The organism is Lysobacter sp. P5_B9, from assembly GCF_054049835.1.
On record NZ_JBFULP010000005.1, the window covers coordinates 125,083 to 141,046 of the forward strand.

The 15,964-nt window shown below is 66.4% G+C and carries 18 protein-coding genes and 1 tRNA gene; 12 read left to right on the plus strand and 7 right to left on the minus strand.

Features of this window, described 5'->3' with window-relative positions; genetic code table 11:
• The first annotated feature begins 33 nt into the window (after positions 1-33).
• From ACXJJ9_RS11515 to radA, 3 genes are all read left to right on the plus strand, one after another.
• Positions 34-109, plus strand: a tRNA-Thr gene (locus tag ACXJJ9_RS11515).
• A gap of 53 nt (positions 110-162) precedes the next feature.
• Positions 163-423: a hypothetical protein gene (locus ACXJJ9_RS11520; protein WP_457097307.1), complete on the plus strand. Its 261-nt coding sequence runs from the start codon at positions 163-165 to the stop codon at positions 421-423.
• A gap of 77 nt (positions 424-500) precedes the next feature.
• Entirely contained in the window at positions 501-1,892 is a 1,392-nt protein-coding gene (gene radA, locus ACXJJ9_RS11525; RefSeq protein ID WP_457097308.1) for a DNA repair protein RadA, read from the plus strand.
• Positions 1,893-1,968: 76 nt separating this feature from the next.
• Here the strand turns inward: radA and ACXJJ9_RS11530 are convergent, their stop codons facing one another.
• From ACXJJ9_RS11530 to ACXJJ9_RS11550, 5 genes are all read right to left on the minus strand, one after another.
• Positions 1,969-3,528: a DHA2 family efflux MFS transporter permease subunit gene (locus ACXJJ9_RS11530; protein WP_310053344.1), complete on the minus strand. Its 1,560-nt coding sequence runs from the start codon at positions 3,526-3,528 to the stop codon at positions 1,969-1,971.
• An 80-nt stretch (positions 3,529-3,608) separates the two neighbouring features.
• The gene (locus ACXJJ9_RS11535) at positions 3,609-4,790 is read right to left on the minus strand and encodes an efflux RND transporter periplasmic adaptor subunit (RefSeq protein WP_457097309.1); all 1,182 of its coding nucleotides are present in this window, start codon (positions 4,788-4,790) and stop codon (positions 3,609-3,611) included.
• Complete coding sequence (locus ACXJJ9_RS11540) at positions 4,787-6,271, minus strand: efflux transporter outer membrane subunit (protein ID WP_457097310.1); 1,485 nt, start codon at positions 6,269-6,271, stop codon at positions 4,787-4,789. The genes ACXJJ9_RS11535 and ACXJJ9_RS11540 overlap by 4 nt, the downstream gene beginning before the upstream one ends.
• 1 nt (position 6,272) lies before the next feature.
• Positions 6,273-6,734 (minus strand): MarR family winged helix-turn-helix transcriptional regulator, encoded by a 462-nt coding sequence (locus ACXJJ9_RS11545; RefSeq protein ID WP_457097311.1) that lies wholly within the window; start codon positions 6,732-6,734, stop codon positions 6,273-6,275.
• A 145-nt stretch (positions 6,735-6,879) separates the two neighbouring features.
• The gene (locus tag ACXJJ9_RS11550) at positions 6,880-7,665 is read right to left on the minus strand and encodes a cytochrome C assembly family protein (RefSeq protein ID WP_457097312.1); all 786 of its coding nucleotides are present in this window, start codon (positions 7,663-7,665) and stop codon (positions 6,880-6,882) included.
• 119 nt (positions 7,666-7,784) lie between these two features.
• Between ACXJJ9_RS11550 and ffh the strand changes: the two genes are divergently transcribed.
• The 9 genes from ffh (at position 7,785) to ACXJJ9_RS11595 (ending at position 13,660) form a co-directional block, all read left to right on the plus strand.
• Positions 7,785-9,152: a signal recognition particle protein gene (ffh, locus tag ACXJJ9_RS11555; RefSeq protein ID WP_457097313.1), complete on the plus strand. Its 1,368-nt coding sequence runs from the start codon at positions 7,785-7,787 to the stop codon at positions 9,150-9,152.
• Positions 9,153-9,291: 139 nt separating this feature from the next.
• A complete protein-coding gene (locus tag ACXJJ9_RS11560; protein ID WP_457097314.1) occupies positions 9,292-9,510 on the plus strand; it encodes a hypothetical protein in 219 nt (72 codons plus the stop codon).
• Positions 9,471-9,836 carry an NAD(P)H-dependent oxidoreductase gene (locus ACXJJ9_RS11565; RefSeq protein WP_457097315.1) on the plus strand — a complete coding sequence of 122 codons (366 nt, stop codon included), beginning with the start codon at positions 9,471-9,473 and terminating at the stop codon, positions 9,834-9,836. Before ACXJJ9_RS11560 ends, ACXJJ9_RS11565 begins: the two co-directional genes overlap by 40 nt.
• Positions 9,837-10,035: 199 nt before the next feature.
• Positions 10,036-10,290 (plus strand): 30S ribosomal protein S16, encoded by a 255-nt coding sequence (gene rpsP, locus ACXJJ9_RS11570; protein ID WP_457097316.1) that lies wholly within the window; start codon positions 10,036-10,038, stop codon positions 10,288-10,290.
• Positions 10,291-10,344: 54 nt separating this feature from the next.
• On the plus strand, positions 10,345-10,863 hold the full coding sequence (rimM, locus tag ACXJJ9_RS11575; RefSeq protein WP_457097317.1) for a ribosome maturation factor RimM: 519 nt from the start codon (positions 10,345-10,347) through the stop codon (positions 10,861-10,863).
• A 54-nt stretch (positions 10,864-10,917) separates the two neighbouring features.
• A complete protein-coding gene (trmD, locus tag ACXJJ9_RS11580; RefSeq protein WP_457097318.1) occupies positions 10,918-11,679 on the plus strand; it encodes a tRNA (guanosine(37)-N1)-methyltransferase TrmD in 762 nt (253 codons plus the stop codon).
• A 228-nt stretch (positions 11,680-11,907) separates the two neighbouring features.
• A complete protein-coding gene (rplS, locus tag ACXJJ9_RS11585) occupies positions 11,908-12,294 on the plus strand; it encodes a 50S ribosomal protein L19 (protein WP_310053330.1) in 387 nt (128 codons plus the stop codon).
• Between the two features lie 165 nt (positions 12,295-12,459).
• Complete coding sequence (locus tag ACXJJ9_RS11590; protein WP_457097319.1) at positions 12,460-13,215, plus strand: Mut7-C RNAse domain-containing protein; 756 nt, start codon at positions 12,460-12,462, stop codon at positions 13,213-13,215.
• A 25-nt stretch (positions 13,216-13,240) separates the two neighbouring features.
• A complete protein-coding gene (locus tag ACXJJ9_RS11595) occupies positions 13,241-13,660 on the plus strand; it encodes an RNA-binding S4 domain-containing protein (RefSeq protein ID WP_457097320.1) in 420 nt (139 codons plus the stop codon).
• A gap of 40 nt (positions 13,661-13,700) precedes the next feature.
• Here ACXJJ9_RS11595 and ACXJJ9_RS11600 read toward each other — a convergent pair whose 3' ends face one another.
• Both ACXJJ9_RS11600 and ACXJJ9_RS11605 read right to left on the minus strand, forming a co-directional pair.
• Positions 13,701-14,303: a DUF937 domain-containing protein gene (locus ACXJJ9_RS11600; protein ID WP_457097321.1), complete on the minus strand. Its 603-nt coding sequence runs from the start codon at positions 14,301-14,303 to the stop codon at positions 13,701-13,703.
• Between the two features lie 146 nt (positions 14,304-14,449).
• Entirely contained in the window at positions 14,450-15,952 is a 1,503-nt protein-coding gene (locus tag ACXJJ9_RS11605; protein WP_457097322.1) for a catalase, read from the minus strand.
• Positions 15,953-15,964: the final 12 nt, after the last annotated feature.

Genomic DNA, 15,964 nt, shown 5'->3' on the forward strand with positions numbered 1-15,964 from the left:
AGCGCGGCCCAAAGCCTACAATTCCGCCCCTTCGCCGGAATAGCTCAGTTGGTAGAGCGGCGCATTCGTAATGCGTAGGTCGCAGGTTCGACTCCTGTTTCCGGCACCACCCTCCGTGAAACGTGCCAAGATCGGCCGTGTGTCCCCGGCCCGGGCCTGCGCATGGACCCCATTTCCCTGGAAGACCTCGCCCTGCTCGAGGTGCTGCAGCGGCTCGACCAGCGCGCCCCCCTGTCCGCGGGCGATGCCGAAATGCACAAGCGCCTGGTCGAGAGCGGACTTGTTGAGGAGGGTGGCGACGAGCCACACCTGACCACGGCGGGAATCGAGCTGTGCAAGTCGCTCCAGCACCGCGTGGCCGCGGATGCGGAGGCGGCGAAGATCCGCGAGCAGCGCGAGGGAGAAGAGGCGCCGGAAAGCTGATGCGACCCGCAGCGGTCTCGCCGCGTGCGATGACAGCCGGATAGAGTAGTGCCACTTCCCAGTGGTACGACCCGGTAATGGCGAAAAGCTCCCTCAAGGCACGCACGGCCCATGTCTGCGGCGAATGCGGCGCGGACTACAACAAATGGCAGGGCCAGTGCGGCGAGTGCGGCGCCTGGAACACGTTGAGCGAAGTCGTCCTCGAATCCGCGCCTGAGGCCAGGAGCGTGGCCGCGAGTCGGCGCAGTGGCTGGGCCGGCGCCAGCGAGGCGCCCAAGGTCACCGCGCTCCGGGACGTACGGCATCACGAAGACGCGCGCGCTTCAACCGGCATTGGTGAACTCGACCGGGTACTCGGCGGCGGCCTGGTGCAGGGCTCGGTGGTGCTGGTAGGTGGCGATCCCGGCATCGGCAAGTCGACGCTGCTACTGCAGGCGGTGACGAAACTGGCAGCGACGATGCCCGGCCTCTACGTCACCGGCGAGGAATCGCTCGCGCAGGTGGCGGGCCGCGCGGCGCGCCTGGGGCTGCCGCTGGACGGCGTGCATGCGTTGGCGGAAACCTGCGTCGAGCGCATCCTCGAACATGCCGCGGCGATGCGCCCGCAGCTGATCGTCGCCGATTCGATACAGACGATCTGGACCGAATCGTTGACTGCGGCTCCCGGGTCGGTGAGCCAGGTGCGCGAATCCGCCGCAAGGCTGGTGCGTTTCGCCAAGGAAACCGGCACGGCCGTGTTCCTGGTGGGCCACGTGACCAAGGAGGGCGGCATCGCCGGCCCGCGCGTGCTCGAGCACATGGTCGATGCCGTGCTCTATTTCGAGGGCGAGAGCGGCAGCCGGTTCCGCGTGCTGCGCGCATTCAAGAACCGCTTCGGTGCGGTCAATGAGCTGGGCGTGTTCGCCATGGGCGACAAGGGCCTGCGCGAAGTGCCCAACCCGTCCGCGATCTTCCTGTCCGGCAACAGCGCGCCGCAACCTGGCAGCTGCGTGATGGTCACCCGCGAAGGCACGCGGCCGCTGCTGGTCGAAGTGCAGGCGCTGGTAGATTCCTCGCCGCTGTCGAATCCACGCCGCGTCGCGGTCGGCATGGAAGGCAACCGCATGGCGATGCTGCTGGCGGTGCTGCACCGCCATGGCGGGATAGCGGTGGGCGACCAGGACGTGTTCGTGAACGTGGTGGGGGGCATTCGCGTGCAGGAAACCGCGGTCGACCTGCCGGTCCTGCTGGCCGTGCTGTCCTCGCTGCGCGACAGGCCGATGGCGGAGCAGACGATCGCGTTCGGCGAAGTGGGCCTGTCGGGCGAGATCCGGCCCGTGCCCAATGGCGAGGAGCGCCTGAAGGAAGCCGCTACCCATGGCTTCAAGCGCGCGATCGTGCCCAAGGCCAACGCGCCCAGGGGCGGGCGTGTCGGCGAGATGCAGGTGATAGGCGTGGAACGCCTCGCGGAGGCGTTGGAACATGCTTGATCGAAGCGCGCTTGATCGAAGGCACGCTTGATCGAAGGCGTGCTTGATCGAAGGCGTGCCTGACCGCGAGCGGCGGTCAGTGGCCGCCGGCGGCTTCCGGGCCCGCCTTCGCGACGAATGGCGGCCTGGCCACCCATACGAATGCGATCACCACCAGGAAGATGATGCCGAGCAGATGGAAGATCTCGTTGAAGCCGATCTGCGCGGCCTGGTTGGAGATCATGCGTTCGAGCACGAAGGCGCCGCGCTGGAGGTCGCCGCCACCCAGGCGCGTGACCGTTTCTATCGTGTTCGGATCGGTCGCCGCCAGCTTTTCGGTGAGATGCGCGTGGTGCACCGCGCCGCGCTCGGACCACGCATAGCCTGTCAATGACGCGGCGAAGCTGCCGCCCAGTGTGCGCATGAACGTGGCCAGCCCCGACCCTGCCGCGATCTCATGCGGTTGCAGGTCCGACAGCAGGATCTGCAGCACCGGCATGAAGAAGAGCGCCACGCCGAAGCCCTGGAACAACTGCACCAGCGCGATATGGCGGAAGTCGACGTCGAGGTTGAATCCCGAGCGCATGAAACTGGTGGCCGACATCGCGATGAAGGCGATGGTGGCAAGCATGCGCAGGTCGAACTTGTGTGCATAGCGCCCGACAAAGGGGGTGAGGATCACCGGCAGGATGCCGATCGGAGCCGTGGCAAACCCCGCCCAGATGGGCGTGAACCCAAGGTTGCGTTGCAGCCATAGCGGCACAAGGATGCCGACGCTGAAGAACGCGGCATACGCGACCACCATCGCCGCCGTGCCCGCGCTGAAGTTGCGATGGCGGAACAGGCGCAGGTTGACGATCGGGTCCTTGTCGGTGAGTTCCCAGATCACGAACACCGCCAGCGCGATCGACGAGATGATGGCGAGCCACACGATCAGCTGCGAGCGGAACCAGTCCTCGTCATTGCCCAGGTCGAGCAGTACCTGCAGCGCGCCGACGCCGATCACCAGGGTGATCAGGCCGACGTAGTCCATCTTCGGCTTCTCCAGCCGCTCCGGGCGACCGCGCAGCTGGCGGCCGACGATGAAGCTGGAGAACAGGCCGATCGGCACGTTGATGAAGAAGATCCATTCCCAGCTGTAGTTGTCGGTGATCCACCCGCCCAGGATCGGCCCGGCGATCGGCGCGACCACCGTCACCATCGCCAGCAGCGCGATCGCCTGTCCGCGTTTGTGCGCGGGATAGATCGAGATCAGCAGCGCCTGCGTGATCGGATACATCGGGCCAGCGACGAATCCCTGCAGCGCGCGTGCCGCCACGAGCAGGCCCATGCTGCTGGCCAGGCCGCACAGCAGGGAGGCGATGACGAACAGGAACGTTGCCCATATGAACAGCTTGCGTTCGCCGAAGTGGCGAGTCAGCCATCCGGTGAGCGGCAACGCGATCGCATTGCTGACGGCGAAGGACGTGATGACCCACGTTGCCTGGTTGGCACTGCCGCCGAGGTTGCCGGAGATCGTCGGCAGGGACACGTTCGCGATTGTCAGGTCCAGCACCTGCATGAACGACGCCAGGGCCAGGCCGAGCGTGGTCAGCGCCACGTTGGGCGGCCGGAAACCATTGGCGGGTGCCGGATTGGCGGGGGCGGGGGACGACATGCGGGTGTTGCCTCGAAGCGGCTTTATCACGCCCGCGGCCGTGCCGCGGGAGCATCAGTGTTTCGTTCGATGCGCGAGCGTCAGCCGTGGCCTTGCGCCAGGTTCTCGCGGACGATTTTCTGGATCAGCGCGTCGGCGTCTGCCAACTGCTTCGCATAGGCCTGGGTGGTGAGCACGGGCTTTTCCTGCGGTACGGTGGCCAGCACGGCGCCGCCTTGGTCGCGCAGCGCCACGTCGGCGTGCATGCTCAGGCCGATCCGCAGCGGATGTGCGGCCAGCTGCCTGCGATCGATCTCGATCCGCACCGGCACGCGCTGCACGATCTTGATCCAGTTGCCGCTGGCGTTCTGCGCCGGCAGCAGGGCGAAGGCACTGCCGGTGCCGAGGCCGAGGCTGGTGAGCTTGCCATCGAATTCCACGTCGTCGCCGTAGAGGTCGGAATGCAGCTTGACCGGCTGGCCGATGCGCATCTTCGCCAGCTGCGTTTCCTTGAAGTTGGCTTCGACCCAGACCTGTTCCAGTGGAACGATCGTCATCATCGTGGTGCCCGGCTGCACTCGCTGGCCCAGCTGCACGCTGCGCTTGGCGACATGGCCCGACACCGGCGCGACGATCGCCATGCGCTGCGCGTTGAGATACGCCTGGCGCAGCTGCGCCGCGGCGGCCTCGACCTGCGGCTGGTCGATCACGGTGGTGGCATCGACGAGGGCGCGATTGCGCGAGAGGTTCTCGCCCGAGGCGGCCAGCGCCGCCTGTGCAGCTGTCAGTTCATCGCGCACGTGGGCAAGCTCCTCCGCGGACACCGCGCCGGTGGCGACCAGGCCTTCGCGGCGCTGCACGTCGGCGCGCGCCTTCTCGACCGACACGCGGCGCGCGGCGAGATCGGCCTGCCCGGCTTCGACGGTGCTGTACAAGCCACGCACCTGGCGCACGGTGTTGGCGAGGTTGGCGACGGCCTGCTGGTAGGCGACTTGTGCGTCGTTCGGGTCGAGCTGCACCAGCACCTGGCCGGCATCGACCTTCATGCCGTCGTCGGCCGCGATGCTGACCACGGTGCCGGCGGCCTGCGGCGTGATCGCGACGACATTGCCCTGCGCGTAAGCATCGTCGGTGCTTTCATGCCAGCGCCCGACAAGCAGGTACCACAAGGCCCATGCGATGCCGGCGACGACGACCACGGTGGCCAGGATCATCAGGGCGCGCTTGCGCTTGCTCGTGGGCGGTTGCGCCGCGGCGGCTTGGGGATTGATTTCGGTAGTCATGGCGTGGGGGCCTGGGTGATGTCGTTGGTGTTCTGGGCGGCGACGGATTGCGGAGCCGCGAATTCGAGGCCGCCGCCGAGCGCGCGATCGAGGTCGATCGAAGCGCCCAGGCGTTGCGCACGCAATGCGGCGATCTGTTGCTCGAGCTGCAGCAAAGGACGCTGTGCGGTGAGCACATCCAGTTGCGTGCCGAGCCCGGCCTTGTACCGTGCTGTGGCGAGTTGCCATGCCGCCTGCGCGGATTCGCGCGCGCGGCTGGCCGCAGCGATCTGCGCGTCGAGCGAGCGCGCTCCCTGCAACGCATCGGCGACCTCGTGCAGCGCACCCACCAGTACCTGGTTGTAGTTGGCGACAGCGAGGTCGTATTCCGCATCGCTCTTCGCGAGATTGTTGCGAAGGCGGCCGCCGTCGAAGATCGGCAGGCTGATGGCCGGGCCGCCCGACGCCAGCAGGGCATCGCTGGAGAACAGGTCCGACAGGTTGCCGCCGGCGAGGCCGACCAGCGCCGTCAGGTTCACGGTCGGATAGAACTCGGCCTTGCTCGCCTTGATGCCATGGCGCGCTGCTTCCACGCGCCAGCGTGCCGCCACCACATCCGGGCGATGGCCCAGCAGTTCGCTTTGCACCACGGCCGGAACACCAGGCCCCGGCGCGGAAAGCAACGCGGGCCGGGCAATCTGGAGGCCGCGATCCGGTCCCTGGCCGAGCAACGCCGCGATCGCATTGCGCGTCGCATCGACCTGCTGCTGCGCTGCCTGTCCCTGCTGCTGCGCGCTGGCCACGGCGGTTTCGGCGTTGCGGATCTGCAACTGGTTGTCGAGGCCTGCCTTGACGCGCTGGCGACCGAGATCCAGCAGTTGCGATGCGCGCTGCTCGTCGGCGCGTGCGACCTCGGCGGCGTCGTGCGCCTGTGCCAGCGCGACGTAGGCACGCGCGATGTTCGAAGACAGCATCAGCCGCGCGGCCTGGGCGTCGACTTCGGCTGCGCGCGCCTGGCCCAGTGCGGCCTGGGTGCGGGCGCGATGCCCGCCCCAGAGATCGGGGCTGTAGGCGAACTGCAGGCCGATCAGCGTCACGCCCAGGTAGTCGCCACCGAGTGGGGGGCGGGCGACGGTTTCGGGAATCTGCACGCCCGAATACAGCGCGGTCGCGCCGAGGGTGGGCTTGCCCGCGGCCTCGGCCAGGCCCGCCTGCGCGATGGCCTGGCGAACGCGCGCATCGGCGGCATCCAGCGAAGGCGTGCCGGCGAGTGCTTCGCCGATCAAGCCATCGAGCTGCGCGTCGCCGAACGCCTTCCACCAGTCGCGCTGCGGAAATCCGGCATCCGACGCGCCGGCAAGGCTGCGGGATGCGGCCAGCGAATCGGCATTCAATGGCTGGCCTTCGGGCTCGAGTCCGCGCGAGCTTGCGCAGGCGGCGACCAACAGGGTCAGCGCCAGTGCAAGCGGGGCCCGCATCCGGCGGGTGGAGGCAAGGGACATGTCAGCGTTCCGAAGGTGAAAGGTTGTCGCGGATCTGCGTCAACAGGCGAATCAGGGTTTCGCTATCCGCATCGCTCATGCCGCGGGTTGCGCGTTCGCGCACGCCCTGGCCGCAATGGTTGATGTCGTTCCAGATCGCAACGCCGGCCTCGGTGAGGTGAATGCGCAGCGCGCGGCGATCGTTAGGGTCGGCGACGCGGGCGACGATGCCGCGTTGCTCGAGCTTGTCCAGCAGGCGCGTCATGGCACCCGGGTTCAACTGGGCGACGCCGGCGAGGTCAGTGACGCTGGCGCTGCCGTCGGCCAGATGCTTCAGGGTGATGTACTGGCTGAAGTTGAGTTCGTGGCCGGCGGCGCGCAGCTCGGCTTCCATCTGGGTCCAGAAAGCCGCGCGGATTTCGCGCAGCAACAGGGCCAGCGTCGAACCGCCCCAAGGGGGCGACGGGGGGGTGGGGGTGTGCATGGGGGGGCAAATATGCTGATCAGTGCAATATTTGTCAATGCAAACATTGTTGCCCCGGTGGAATGCAGACACCCGGCCAATGGCCCGTTCAGGAAATCTGGACGGAGTTCCTTCTCGGGCGAGGCCAGCGGCGCCAAGACCCGCATCAGCTGCGCCCGAGGATCAGCTCCAGCACGAACTTGCTGCCGAAGAAGGCGAGCACCAGCAGCGCCATCGCGGTCAGCGTCCAACGCACCGCTGTGGCGCCGCGCCAGCCGCGCCGCCAGCGTCCCATCAGCAGGGCGCCGAACGCCAGCCAGGACAGCACGCTCAACACCGTCTTGTGCACCAGGTGCTGGGCAAACAGGTTCTCGACGAAGAGCACGCCGGTCAGCAACGTGGCCGTGAGCAGGATGAAGCCCACCGTGATCGTGCGGAACAGCAGGCTTTCGAGTTCCACCAGCGGTGGCAGCGCCCGCAGCCAGCCGTGGAATTCGCGGCGACGCAGCGCGCGCTCCTGCAGCCACGATGTGATTGCCAGCAGGGCGGCAATGGCGAGGGTCGCGTAGGCCAGCAGGGCGCACCAGGCATGCAATTGCAGGCGCCAATCCAGCGCTTCCGCGTTCACGTGACCGTACTGTGCGTACGCGAACAAGGTCGCCGCGGCGATGGGGAAGACCACGACGCCCAGCGCCGCCAGGCGCCCGGTCGCGCCATACAGCGTCGTCATCGTCGCCATGCCGAGCCCGACCAGGGACAGCGCCGCGAAGAAGTGCAGGTCCGCGCCGCCGGCCATGCGCCAGGTCATGGCGTGCGCCATGAAATGCAGGACCACCGCCGGCAGGGCAGGGATCACCCAGCGCAAGCCATGCCCTCGTTCCTGCCGCAGTTGTGAGACCAGCAAGCCCGCGGCGACGAGGTAAAGAACGATGGCGATGAGAACGATTGTCATCGCCGGAGTGTCGCATACAGGCGGGTTCAGCGACTGCGCCCTGGTCCCGGCATCGGGCTCGCACCTGCAGCCCGTATAATTCGCGCCCGTTTTCGGTTTTCCGCACGCAGGCTGCCCGCATGTTCGAATCCCTCACCCAGCGACTCTCCGGCACCATCGACCGCCTGCGCGGCCGCGGACGCCTGACCGAGGAGAACATCCGCGAAGCCACGCGCGAAGTGCGCATCGCGCTGCTCGAAGCCGACGTCGCGCTGCCGGTAGTGCAGGCGCTGATCGAGCGCATCAAGGTGCGCGCGGTCGGGCAGGAAGTCTTGAAGTCGCTTTCGCCCGGCCAGGCGTTGATCAAGGTCGTGCGTGACGAGCTCACCGCGGTCATGGGCTCGACCGCCAGCGACTTGAACCTCAACGTGCCGGCGCCCGCCGTGATCCTGATGGCTGGCCTGCAGGGTGCGGGCAAGACCACCACCGTCGCCAAGCTCGCCAAGCACCTCAAGGAAAAGCGCAAGAAGAAGGTGATGGTGGTCTCGGCGGACGTGTACCGTCCGGCTGCCATCGAGCAGCTGAAGACGCTGGCGCAGCAGGTCGACGTGCTGTTCTTCCCGTCCAGCGCTGACCAGAAACCCGAGGCGATCGTGAAGGCCGCGATCGAAGATGCGCGCAAGTCGTACGTCGACGTGCTGATCGTCGACACCGCCGGTCGCACCTCGATCGATGAAGCCATGATGGCCGAGATCAAGGCCCTGCACGGCGCGGTGAATCCGGTCGAGACCCTGTTCGTGGTCGACTCGATGACCGGCCAGGACGCGGCCGTCACCGCCAAGCATTTCGCCGAAGCGTTGCCCCTCACCGGCGTGGTGCTGACCAAGACCGATGGCGATGCACGCGGCGGCGCCGCGCTGTCGGTCCGCTACATCACCCACAAGCCGATCAAGTTCATCGGCGTGGGTGAGAAGCCCGACGGACTCGATGTGTTCCATCCCGACCGCATCGCCAGCCGCATCCTCGACATGGGCGACGTGCTGTCGCTGGTCGAGCAGGTCGAGCAGCAGGTCGACAAGGACAAGGCGCAGAAGCTCGCGGAGAAGGTTGCCAAGGGCAAACGGTTCAACCTCAACGACCTGAAGGACCAGCTTGAGCAGATGCAGAACATGGGTGGCATCCATGGCCTGATGGACAAGCTGCCGGGCATGGGGCAGGTTCCGGATTCGGTCAAGAGCCAGGTCACCGGCAAGGAAGTGCCGCGCATGGTCGCCATCATCAATTCGATGACCGCTAAGGAACGCCGCAATCCCGACCTGCTCAATGGCTCGCGTCGCGCCCGCATCGCCAAGGGCGCCGGCCTGAGCCCGGCCGACGTGAACAAGCTGATGAAGCAGTATCAGCAGATGGAAAAGATGATGAGCAAGCTCTCCGGCGGCGGCATGAAGGGCCTGATGCGCGGGATGAAGGGCATGATGGGCGGGCGCGGCGGGATGCCGTTCCGCTGATCGGGTGCGCGCCATTCGATGGAATGACGCAGTGGAATGATGTGTGCCGTCGCCAATGGCGGCACGCCGCGGGGTTTGGCCTAGAGTTCGGGCGTCTCCTCGCGGCGAGTACGTCATGTCCGCTAACAGTCACAACGTCTTGTTCCTGCTCGGCAGCGCTCGCGAAGGCGGCAATGCCCAGTTCCTCGCTCAGCGCATGGCCGCAGCGCTGCCGGCATCGGCGAGCCATCGCACCCTGCATCTGGACGACTATCCGTTGCCGGCCTTCCGCGATATTCGCCATTCCGTCGGCCTCTATCCGCCGCCGCAGGGGAACGAATGGTGCTTGCCGAAGCGACCCTGGACGCCTCCGACATAGTCATTGCCGCGCCGTTGTACTGGTACAGCGTGCCCGCAAGCGTGAAGTTGTACTTCGATTACTGGAGCGCGTGGCTGCGAGTGCCCGGCCTGGATTTCAAGCAGCAGATGGCGGGCAAGCGCCTGCACGCCGTCTGTGTGGTAAGCGACGAGGACTTCAGCGTGGCCGAGCCCTTCGCGCGGATGCTGGAACTCACCGCCGGCTACATGGGCATGGAGTGGCGGGGCATGCTGACCGGGTACGGCAACCGGCCGGGCGACGTGGCCCAGGATGCGGAGGCCGTAGCCCGGGCTGAGCGGTTCCTGCTGGCCCAGGCCGCTGCGTAGTTCCGTTAGCGCACCCGGGTGCTCTTGGTTGATGCGGCCGAAAAAGCCGCCGGACGCCGGTTTTTTCGGGCGCGCGGCGGCGCGGATAGCCCTTCGACGCCATTTTTTGGGGTCGCGCGGTTTCCTTGGCCGAATCAATGGCTTACAATTATCGGCTTACCCTGCCATTCCGGCAGCTGGGCAACACCGAGAAACTGCAATGGTCAAGATCCGCCTTACCCGTGGCGGCGCCAAGAAGCGCCCCTTCTACCACATCATCGTCACCGACAGCCGCAGCGCCCGTGACGGCCGCAACATCGAGCGCGTGGGTTACTACAACCCGGTCGCGCAGGGTGCGGAAAAGCGCGTCGAGCTCGACCTCGAGCGCGTCAAGCATTGGGTTTCCAAGGGTGCGCAGCTGACCGACAAGGTCGCCGTGCTCTACAAGGAAGCCGGCAAGGCCGTCTCGGCCTGATTGCCTGCCGCGCGCGAGTCCTTCACGGCCACGCTTTCAAACAGCGCGTTCGCAATGAACAACGATCAAGGGCGCCGCATCCTGTTGGGCAGGGTGGCCGGCGCCTTTGGCGTTCGGGGCGAGGCGAAACTCGAGTCCTGGACCGAGCCGCGCGCCGCCATATTCCGCTACCAGCCGTGGATCCTGCGCGACCCGCAAGGCAACGAGCGCGAACTGCGCGGCGTGCGCGGCAAGGAAAGCGGCAAGAGCATCGTCGCCACGTTCCCTGACGTGACCGATCGCGACGCCATCGATGCGATGCGCGGCACCGAGATCTATGTTCCCCGCTCTGCCTTGCCGCCGCCGAGCCCCGGCGAGTACTACTGGGTCGACCTGGAAGGCCTGCGTGTGGTGAACGTGGAGGGTGTCGACTTCGGCACCGTGTCGCACCTGTTCGCCACCGGCGCCAACGACGTGCTGGTCGCGCGCGATGGCGAGCGCGAACGCCTGATTCCCTTCGTGCAACCCCAGTACGTGACTGGCGTCGACTTCGACGCCGGCGTGGTCACGGTGGACTGGGATCCCGAGTTCTAGAATCCGCACCACCGGCGGCAGCCCCGCTGCATGCCGCCAGCCTCCAGGATGGCCATGCGCATCGACGTCATCACCCTGTTTCCCGACTTCATAGCGCAATGCGCCGCGTTTGGCGTTACCGGCCGGGCGGGCGAGCGCGGCCTGGTGGCGCTGCACGCCTGGAATCCGCGCGATTACGCCGAAGGCAACTATCGTCGTGTCGACGAACGCCCGTTCGGTGGCGGCCCCGGCATGGTCATGCTCATCGATCCGCTGCGTGCGGCAATAGAAGCGGCGCGCGCAGCCGATCCGGTGCCCGCCCAGGTCATTTACCTCAGCCCGCAAGGCGCGCCGCTGACGCAGGCAAAGGCACGTGAGCTTGCCGCACGCGAGCGGGTGATCCTGCTGTGTGGCCGTTACGAAGGCATCGATGAGCGCCTGATCGAAGCCGAGGTCGACGAGGAGCTCTCGATCGGCGACTACGTCCTGTCGGGCGGCGAACTGGCGGCGGCGGTGGTGGTCGATGCCGTGGCCCGGCTGCAGGAAGGGGCGCTCAGCGACTCCGAGTCCGCCGAGCAGGACAGTTTCGAAGGCGGCGTGCTGGACTGTCCGCACTACACCCGCCCCGTCGAGCATGAGCTGGGCCGGGTCCCGGACGTCCTGCTGTCGGGCAATCACGCCGATATCGCCCGCTGGCGCCGGAAGGAATCCCTGGGCCGGACCTGGCAACGGCGTCCCGACTTGTTGGACGAATCGTCGCTGACCAAGGCCGATCACAAGCTTCTGGACGAATATCGCGCCCGTTTCGCCGAAGTTGGCGACGATTCCGACGGCTGATTCCTGGGGTTCGGCCGCAAGAGCCGGTTCCGGGAGGGCTTCCCGGATCCGCAAAGCGACGAGCCACCCTGGAGCGATCCCTTGCGCGGCAGGCCATGGAGGGCGCTAACCATTTGCCCCGCAAGGAAAAGTTCCGCTAAAATACGCGGCTTCCTCCACCCAGCTTCACCGATGCCAGACGCGGGTCCACGTGCACTCGCGCTACAACTAATCCAACAGGCCATAGCCATGAACAAGCCCTCGCTCCATACGCTCCTGCAGAATTTCGAAGCCGAACAGGTGCAGCGCAAGCTGCCGGACTTCGGCCCGGGCGACACCATCGTCGTCAACGTGAAGGTCAAGGAAGGCAACCGCGAACGCGTCCAGGCCTATGAAGGCGTGGTGATCGGCACCAAGAATGCCGGCCTGAACTCCTCCTTCACCGTGCGCAAGATCTCGCACGGCTATGGCGTCGAGCGCGTGTTCCAGACCCATAGCGCAATCATCGACTCGGTCGAAGTGAAGCGCCGCGGCAAGGTCCGCGCCGGCAAGCTGTACTACCTGCGTGGCCTGGAAGGCAAGAAGGCCCGCATCAAGGAAGACCTGGCTGCCTACGCCAAGGCCAAGGCCCAGTAATCAGCGCAACACGAGCGCGCAAGCGCCGCGACGGCCGCCCCTCATCGGGCGGCCGTTTGTTTTTGGGCGGGCGAAAGGTCATCCGTGTTGTCGTAATGGCTGTGCACGTCGGACTGCGCGCTGCGGCGTAAGCTCGGGCCATTGGCGGCAAGGGCAAGACGGGAAATGGCGAGCGCGCTGCACCAGTGCGAATTCCGCTTCTACGAGGAACTGGGCGACTTCCTGCCGCCGGAACGGCGTAGGTGCAGTTTCATCCACGAATTCTACGGTACCCCCGCGGTCAAGGACCGGATCGAAGCATTGGGCGTGCCGCACACCGAGGTCGACCTGATCCTGGTCGACGGACTGTCCGTCGGTTTCATGCACAAGCTGAGGGGCGGCGAGCGGGTAGCGGTCTATCCGATGTTCGAATGCTTCGAACTCGGCGCCTTCCCGCGCCTGCGGCCACAGCCGCTGCGCGAACCGCGGTTCGTGCTCGACGTGCATCTCGGCCGGCTTGCGGCCTATCTGCGCCTGCTCGGATTCGACTGTCTCTATCGCAACGATTACGGCGATGAGGAACTGTTGTCGATCTCGCGTGACCAGCATCGCATCCTGTTGAGCCGCGACACGGGCCTGCTGAAGCGGGCAGCGTTGACCCACGGTGCATTCCTGCATGCCACGGATCCCCGCCGCCAACTGCGCGAGGTGTGCGACCGCTTCCAGCTTGATGCGCGGATCGCACCCTTCACCCGCTGCGCGCGCTGCAACGGCGCGGTCGAACCCTTGCGCGACGGAGTTGCGCCATTCATCGCGCACAGCACCATCACGCACCCTCGCGGCGGCTTCAGCCAGTGCCAGGGTTGCGGCCAGCTGTACTGGCCAGGCAGCCACCTCACGCGTCTGCGGCAGCGGCTGGCGGAGGTTGGGGTATCGATCTGAGGCTTCGCGATAAAATCGCGCCGTGATGAAACATCCCGCGCCAGCGTCCGACGAATCCCGCGACAGCGTGCGGCTCGACCTGTGGTTGTGGGCGGCACGCTTCTTCAAGACACGCGCACTGGCCAAGCAGGCCATCGAAACCGGCAAGATCGAGATCGGCGGGCAGCGTGCCAAGCCCGCGCGCGGAGTGCGTGTTGCCGATGCGCTGAGGATCGAGCGCGGCGAGGAAGTCTTCGAGGTCGAAGTCAGGGCGCTCAGCGATGTGCGTGGCCCGGCGGGCATCGCGCAGGCGTTATATGCCGAAACAGAGGCGTCGCGCCTTGGTCGCGAGTCCGCTCGCGCGGCGCGCGCCGCAGAGCGTGCAGGTTACCGCGCGCCCGAAAGCAAACCGGACAAGCGGGCGCGCCGCCTGATCCGGGCGCTGGGCGATATCGACGCCACCTAGTTGGACACCGCGCGCAGCAGGCGCAGGGCGGTCGATGACATCAACGGCGTCCGCCGCCCAATACCGATCCCGCAAGCCCGATCAGATCCGAGAAATCCGTGTCGCCGTCGCCATCGCGATCCAGTACCGCGCCAAGCAGTCCGCCACCGAGACCGCCCTGCTGGCGGATCTGCTCGTGCTCGTCACCGAGCGCCTGGCCGAGTGCCTGCGGCGTCGTGGCGTTGCCTTGCGAGAACATGCGCTTGGCGAGGTAAGCGAGCACGATCGGCGCCAGCATCTTCAGCAACGTGTTTGCCTGTGCACCGCCCAGTCCGGTGGCCGCGCCCAGTCCCTGCGTCGCATTGTTCTGGCGGGCGCCGAAAATGTGGCCGAGGATTTCCGTTCCCTGGCCGCCACCGCCCATTACCGAGCCAAGCACGCTGCCCAGGTCGAGTCCGGCGTGGTCACGCTGTAGTGCGCCGAACAGTGCTTCCGCTCCCTGCGGCTGGCGGGCGTTGCTCCCAAGCGCGCCAAGCAACAATGGCAGTGCCGCGGACACGGCATCGCTCGCCTGCGGTTGCGACAGCCCCAGTTGCTGGCCGATCTGGGCCAGTTGCGGTCCCTGCAGCTGGTTGAGCAGGTCGTCGGTAAGCGTGGCATTCATGGCGGTGCTCCCTTGGGTGAGAAAACGATGCTAGTCCTGTTCAACCGCCGTGACGAGTTGATGCGTGCGAACAGCGCGTTCGCCAGGAAGGCACTTCCGGACGTTGCTTTCGTCGGGCGTTGCCTGTCCCCAGGGATGTGGCCGATTCAGCCCGCGCCGGCCTGCTCGCGCTCGCCCGGAGTCACGGTGATATCCAGTCCGAGCGCCTTGGCCACGCCCGCGCCATAGGCCCGATCGGCCCTGGTGCAGTTGCCGATGTGCCGGCGTTTGATGAACTCCGGCGCATCGCCCATCGCGCGCGCGGTGTTGTCGAACAGCACCTGTTGCTGGGCTGGTGTCATGAGGCGGAACAGATCGCCCGGCTGCTTATAGTAGTCGGCGTCATCCTCGCGGAAGTTCCAGAAATCCCCGTCGCCGCTGATCTTCAGCGGTGGTTCGCGGTATTCGGGTTGTTCCTGCCACTGGCCGAAGCTGTTGGGCTCGTAGTGCAGCGTTCCACCGTAGTTGCCGTCGACGCGCATCGCGCCGTCGCGGTGGTTGCTATGGACCGGGCAGCGCGCCGCGTTGACCGGGATCTGGTGGTGGTTGACGCCCAGCCGGTAACGCTGCGCATCGGAGTACGCGAACAGGCGCGCCTGCAGCATCTTGTCGGGCGAAACGCTGATGCCGGGCACGAGGTTGCTCGGCGCGAAGGCGCTCTGCTCGACGTCGGCGAAGAAATTTTCCGGATTGCGGTTCAACTCCATCACGCCGACTTCTATCAGCGGATAGTCCTTCTTCGGCCAGATCTTGGTCAGGTCGAAGGGGTGGTAGGGCACCTTCTCCGCATCGGTCTCCGGCATGACCTGTACGTACAGGGTCCATTTCGGGAAATCGCCGCGCTCGATCGCGTCGAACAGGTCGCGCTGGTGGCTCTCGCGGTCCCGGCCGATCAGTTCCGCGGCTTCGGCGTCGGTCAGGTTCCGGATGCCTTGCTGCGTCTTGATGTGGAACTTGACCCAGAACCGCTCGTTGCCGGCATTGATGAAGCTGTAGGTGTGCGAACCGAACCCGTGCATGTGCCGGTAACTGGCGGGAATGCCGCGGTCGCTCATGACGATGGTGACCTGGTGCAGCGCCTCGGGCAGGCTGGTCCAGAAATCCCAATTGTTGGTTGCGCTGCGCATGTTCGTTTTCGGGTCGCGCTTCACGGCCTTGTTGAGGTCGGGGAACTTGCGCGGGTCGCGCAGGAAGAACACCGGCGTGTTGTTGCCGACCAGGTCCCAGTTGCCTTCCTCGGTGTAGAACTTCAGCGCGAAGCCGCGGATGTCGCGTTCGGCATCGGCCGCACCGCGTTCACCGGCGACCGTGGTGAAGCGCGCGAACATCTCCGTCTGCTTTCCCACTGCGCTGAAGATCTTCGCGCGCGTGTAGCGGGTGATGTCGTTTGTGACGGTGAATGTGCCGAATGCGCCGGAGCCTTTGGCATGCATGCGGCGCTCGGGAATGATCTCGCGGTTGAGGTTTGCGAGCTTTTCGATCAGCCAGACGTCCTGCATGAGCAGCGGGCCGCGCGGGCCGGCCGTCATGCTGTTCTGGTTGTCGACGACCGGGGCACCAAAGGCAGTCGTCAGCGGGCACTTCTTGGGCGGGTCGGAAGGCTTGTCCATCGCGGGCTCCTG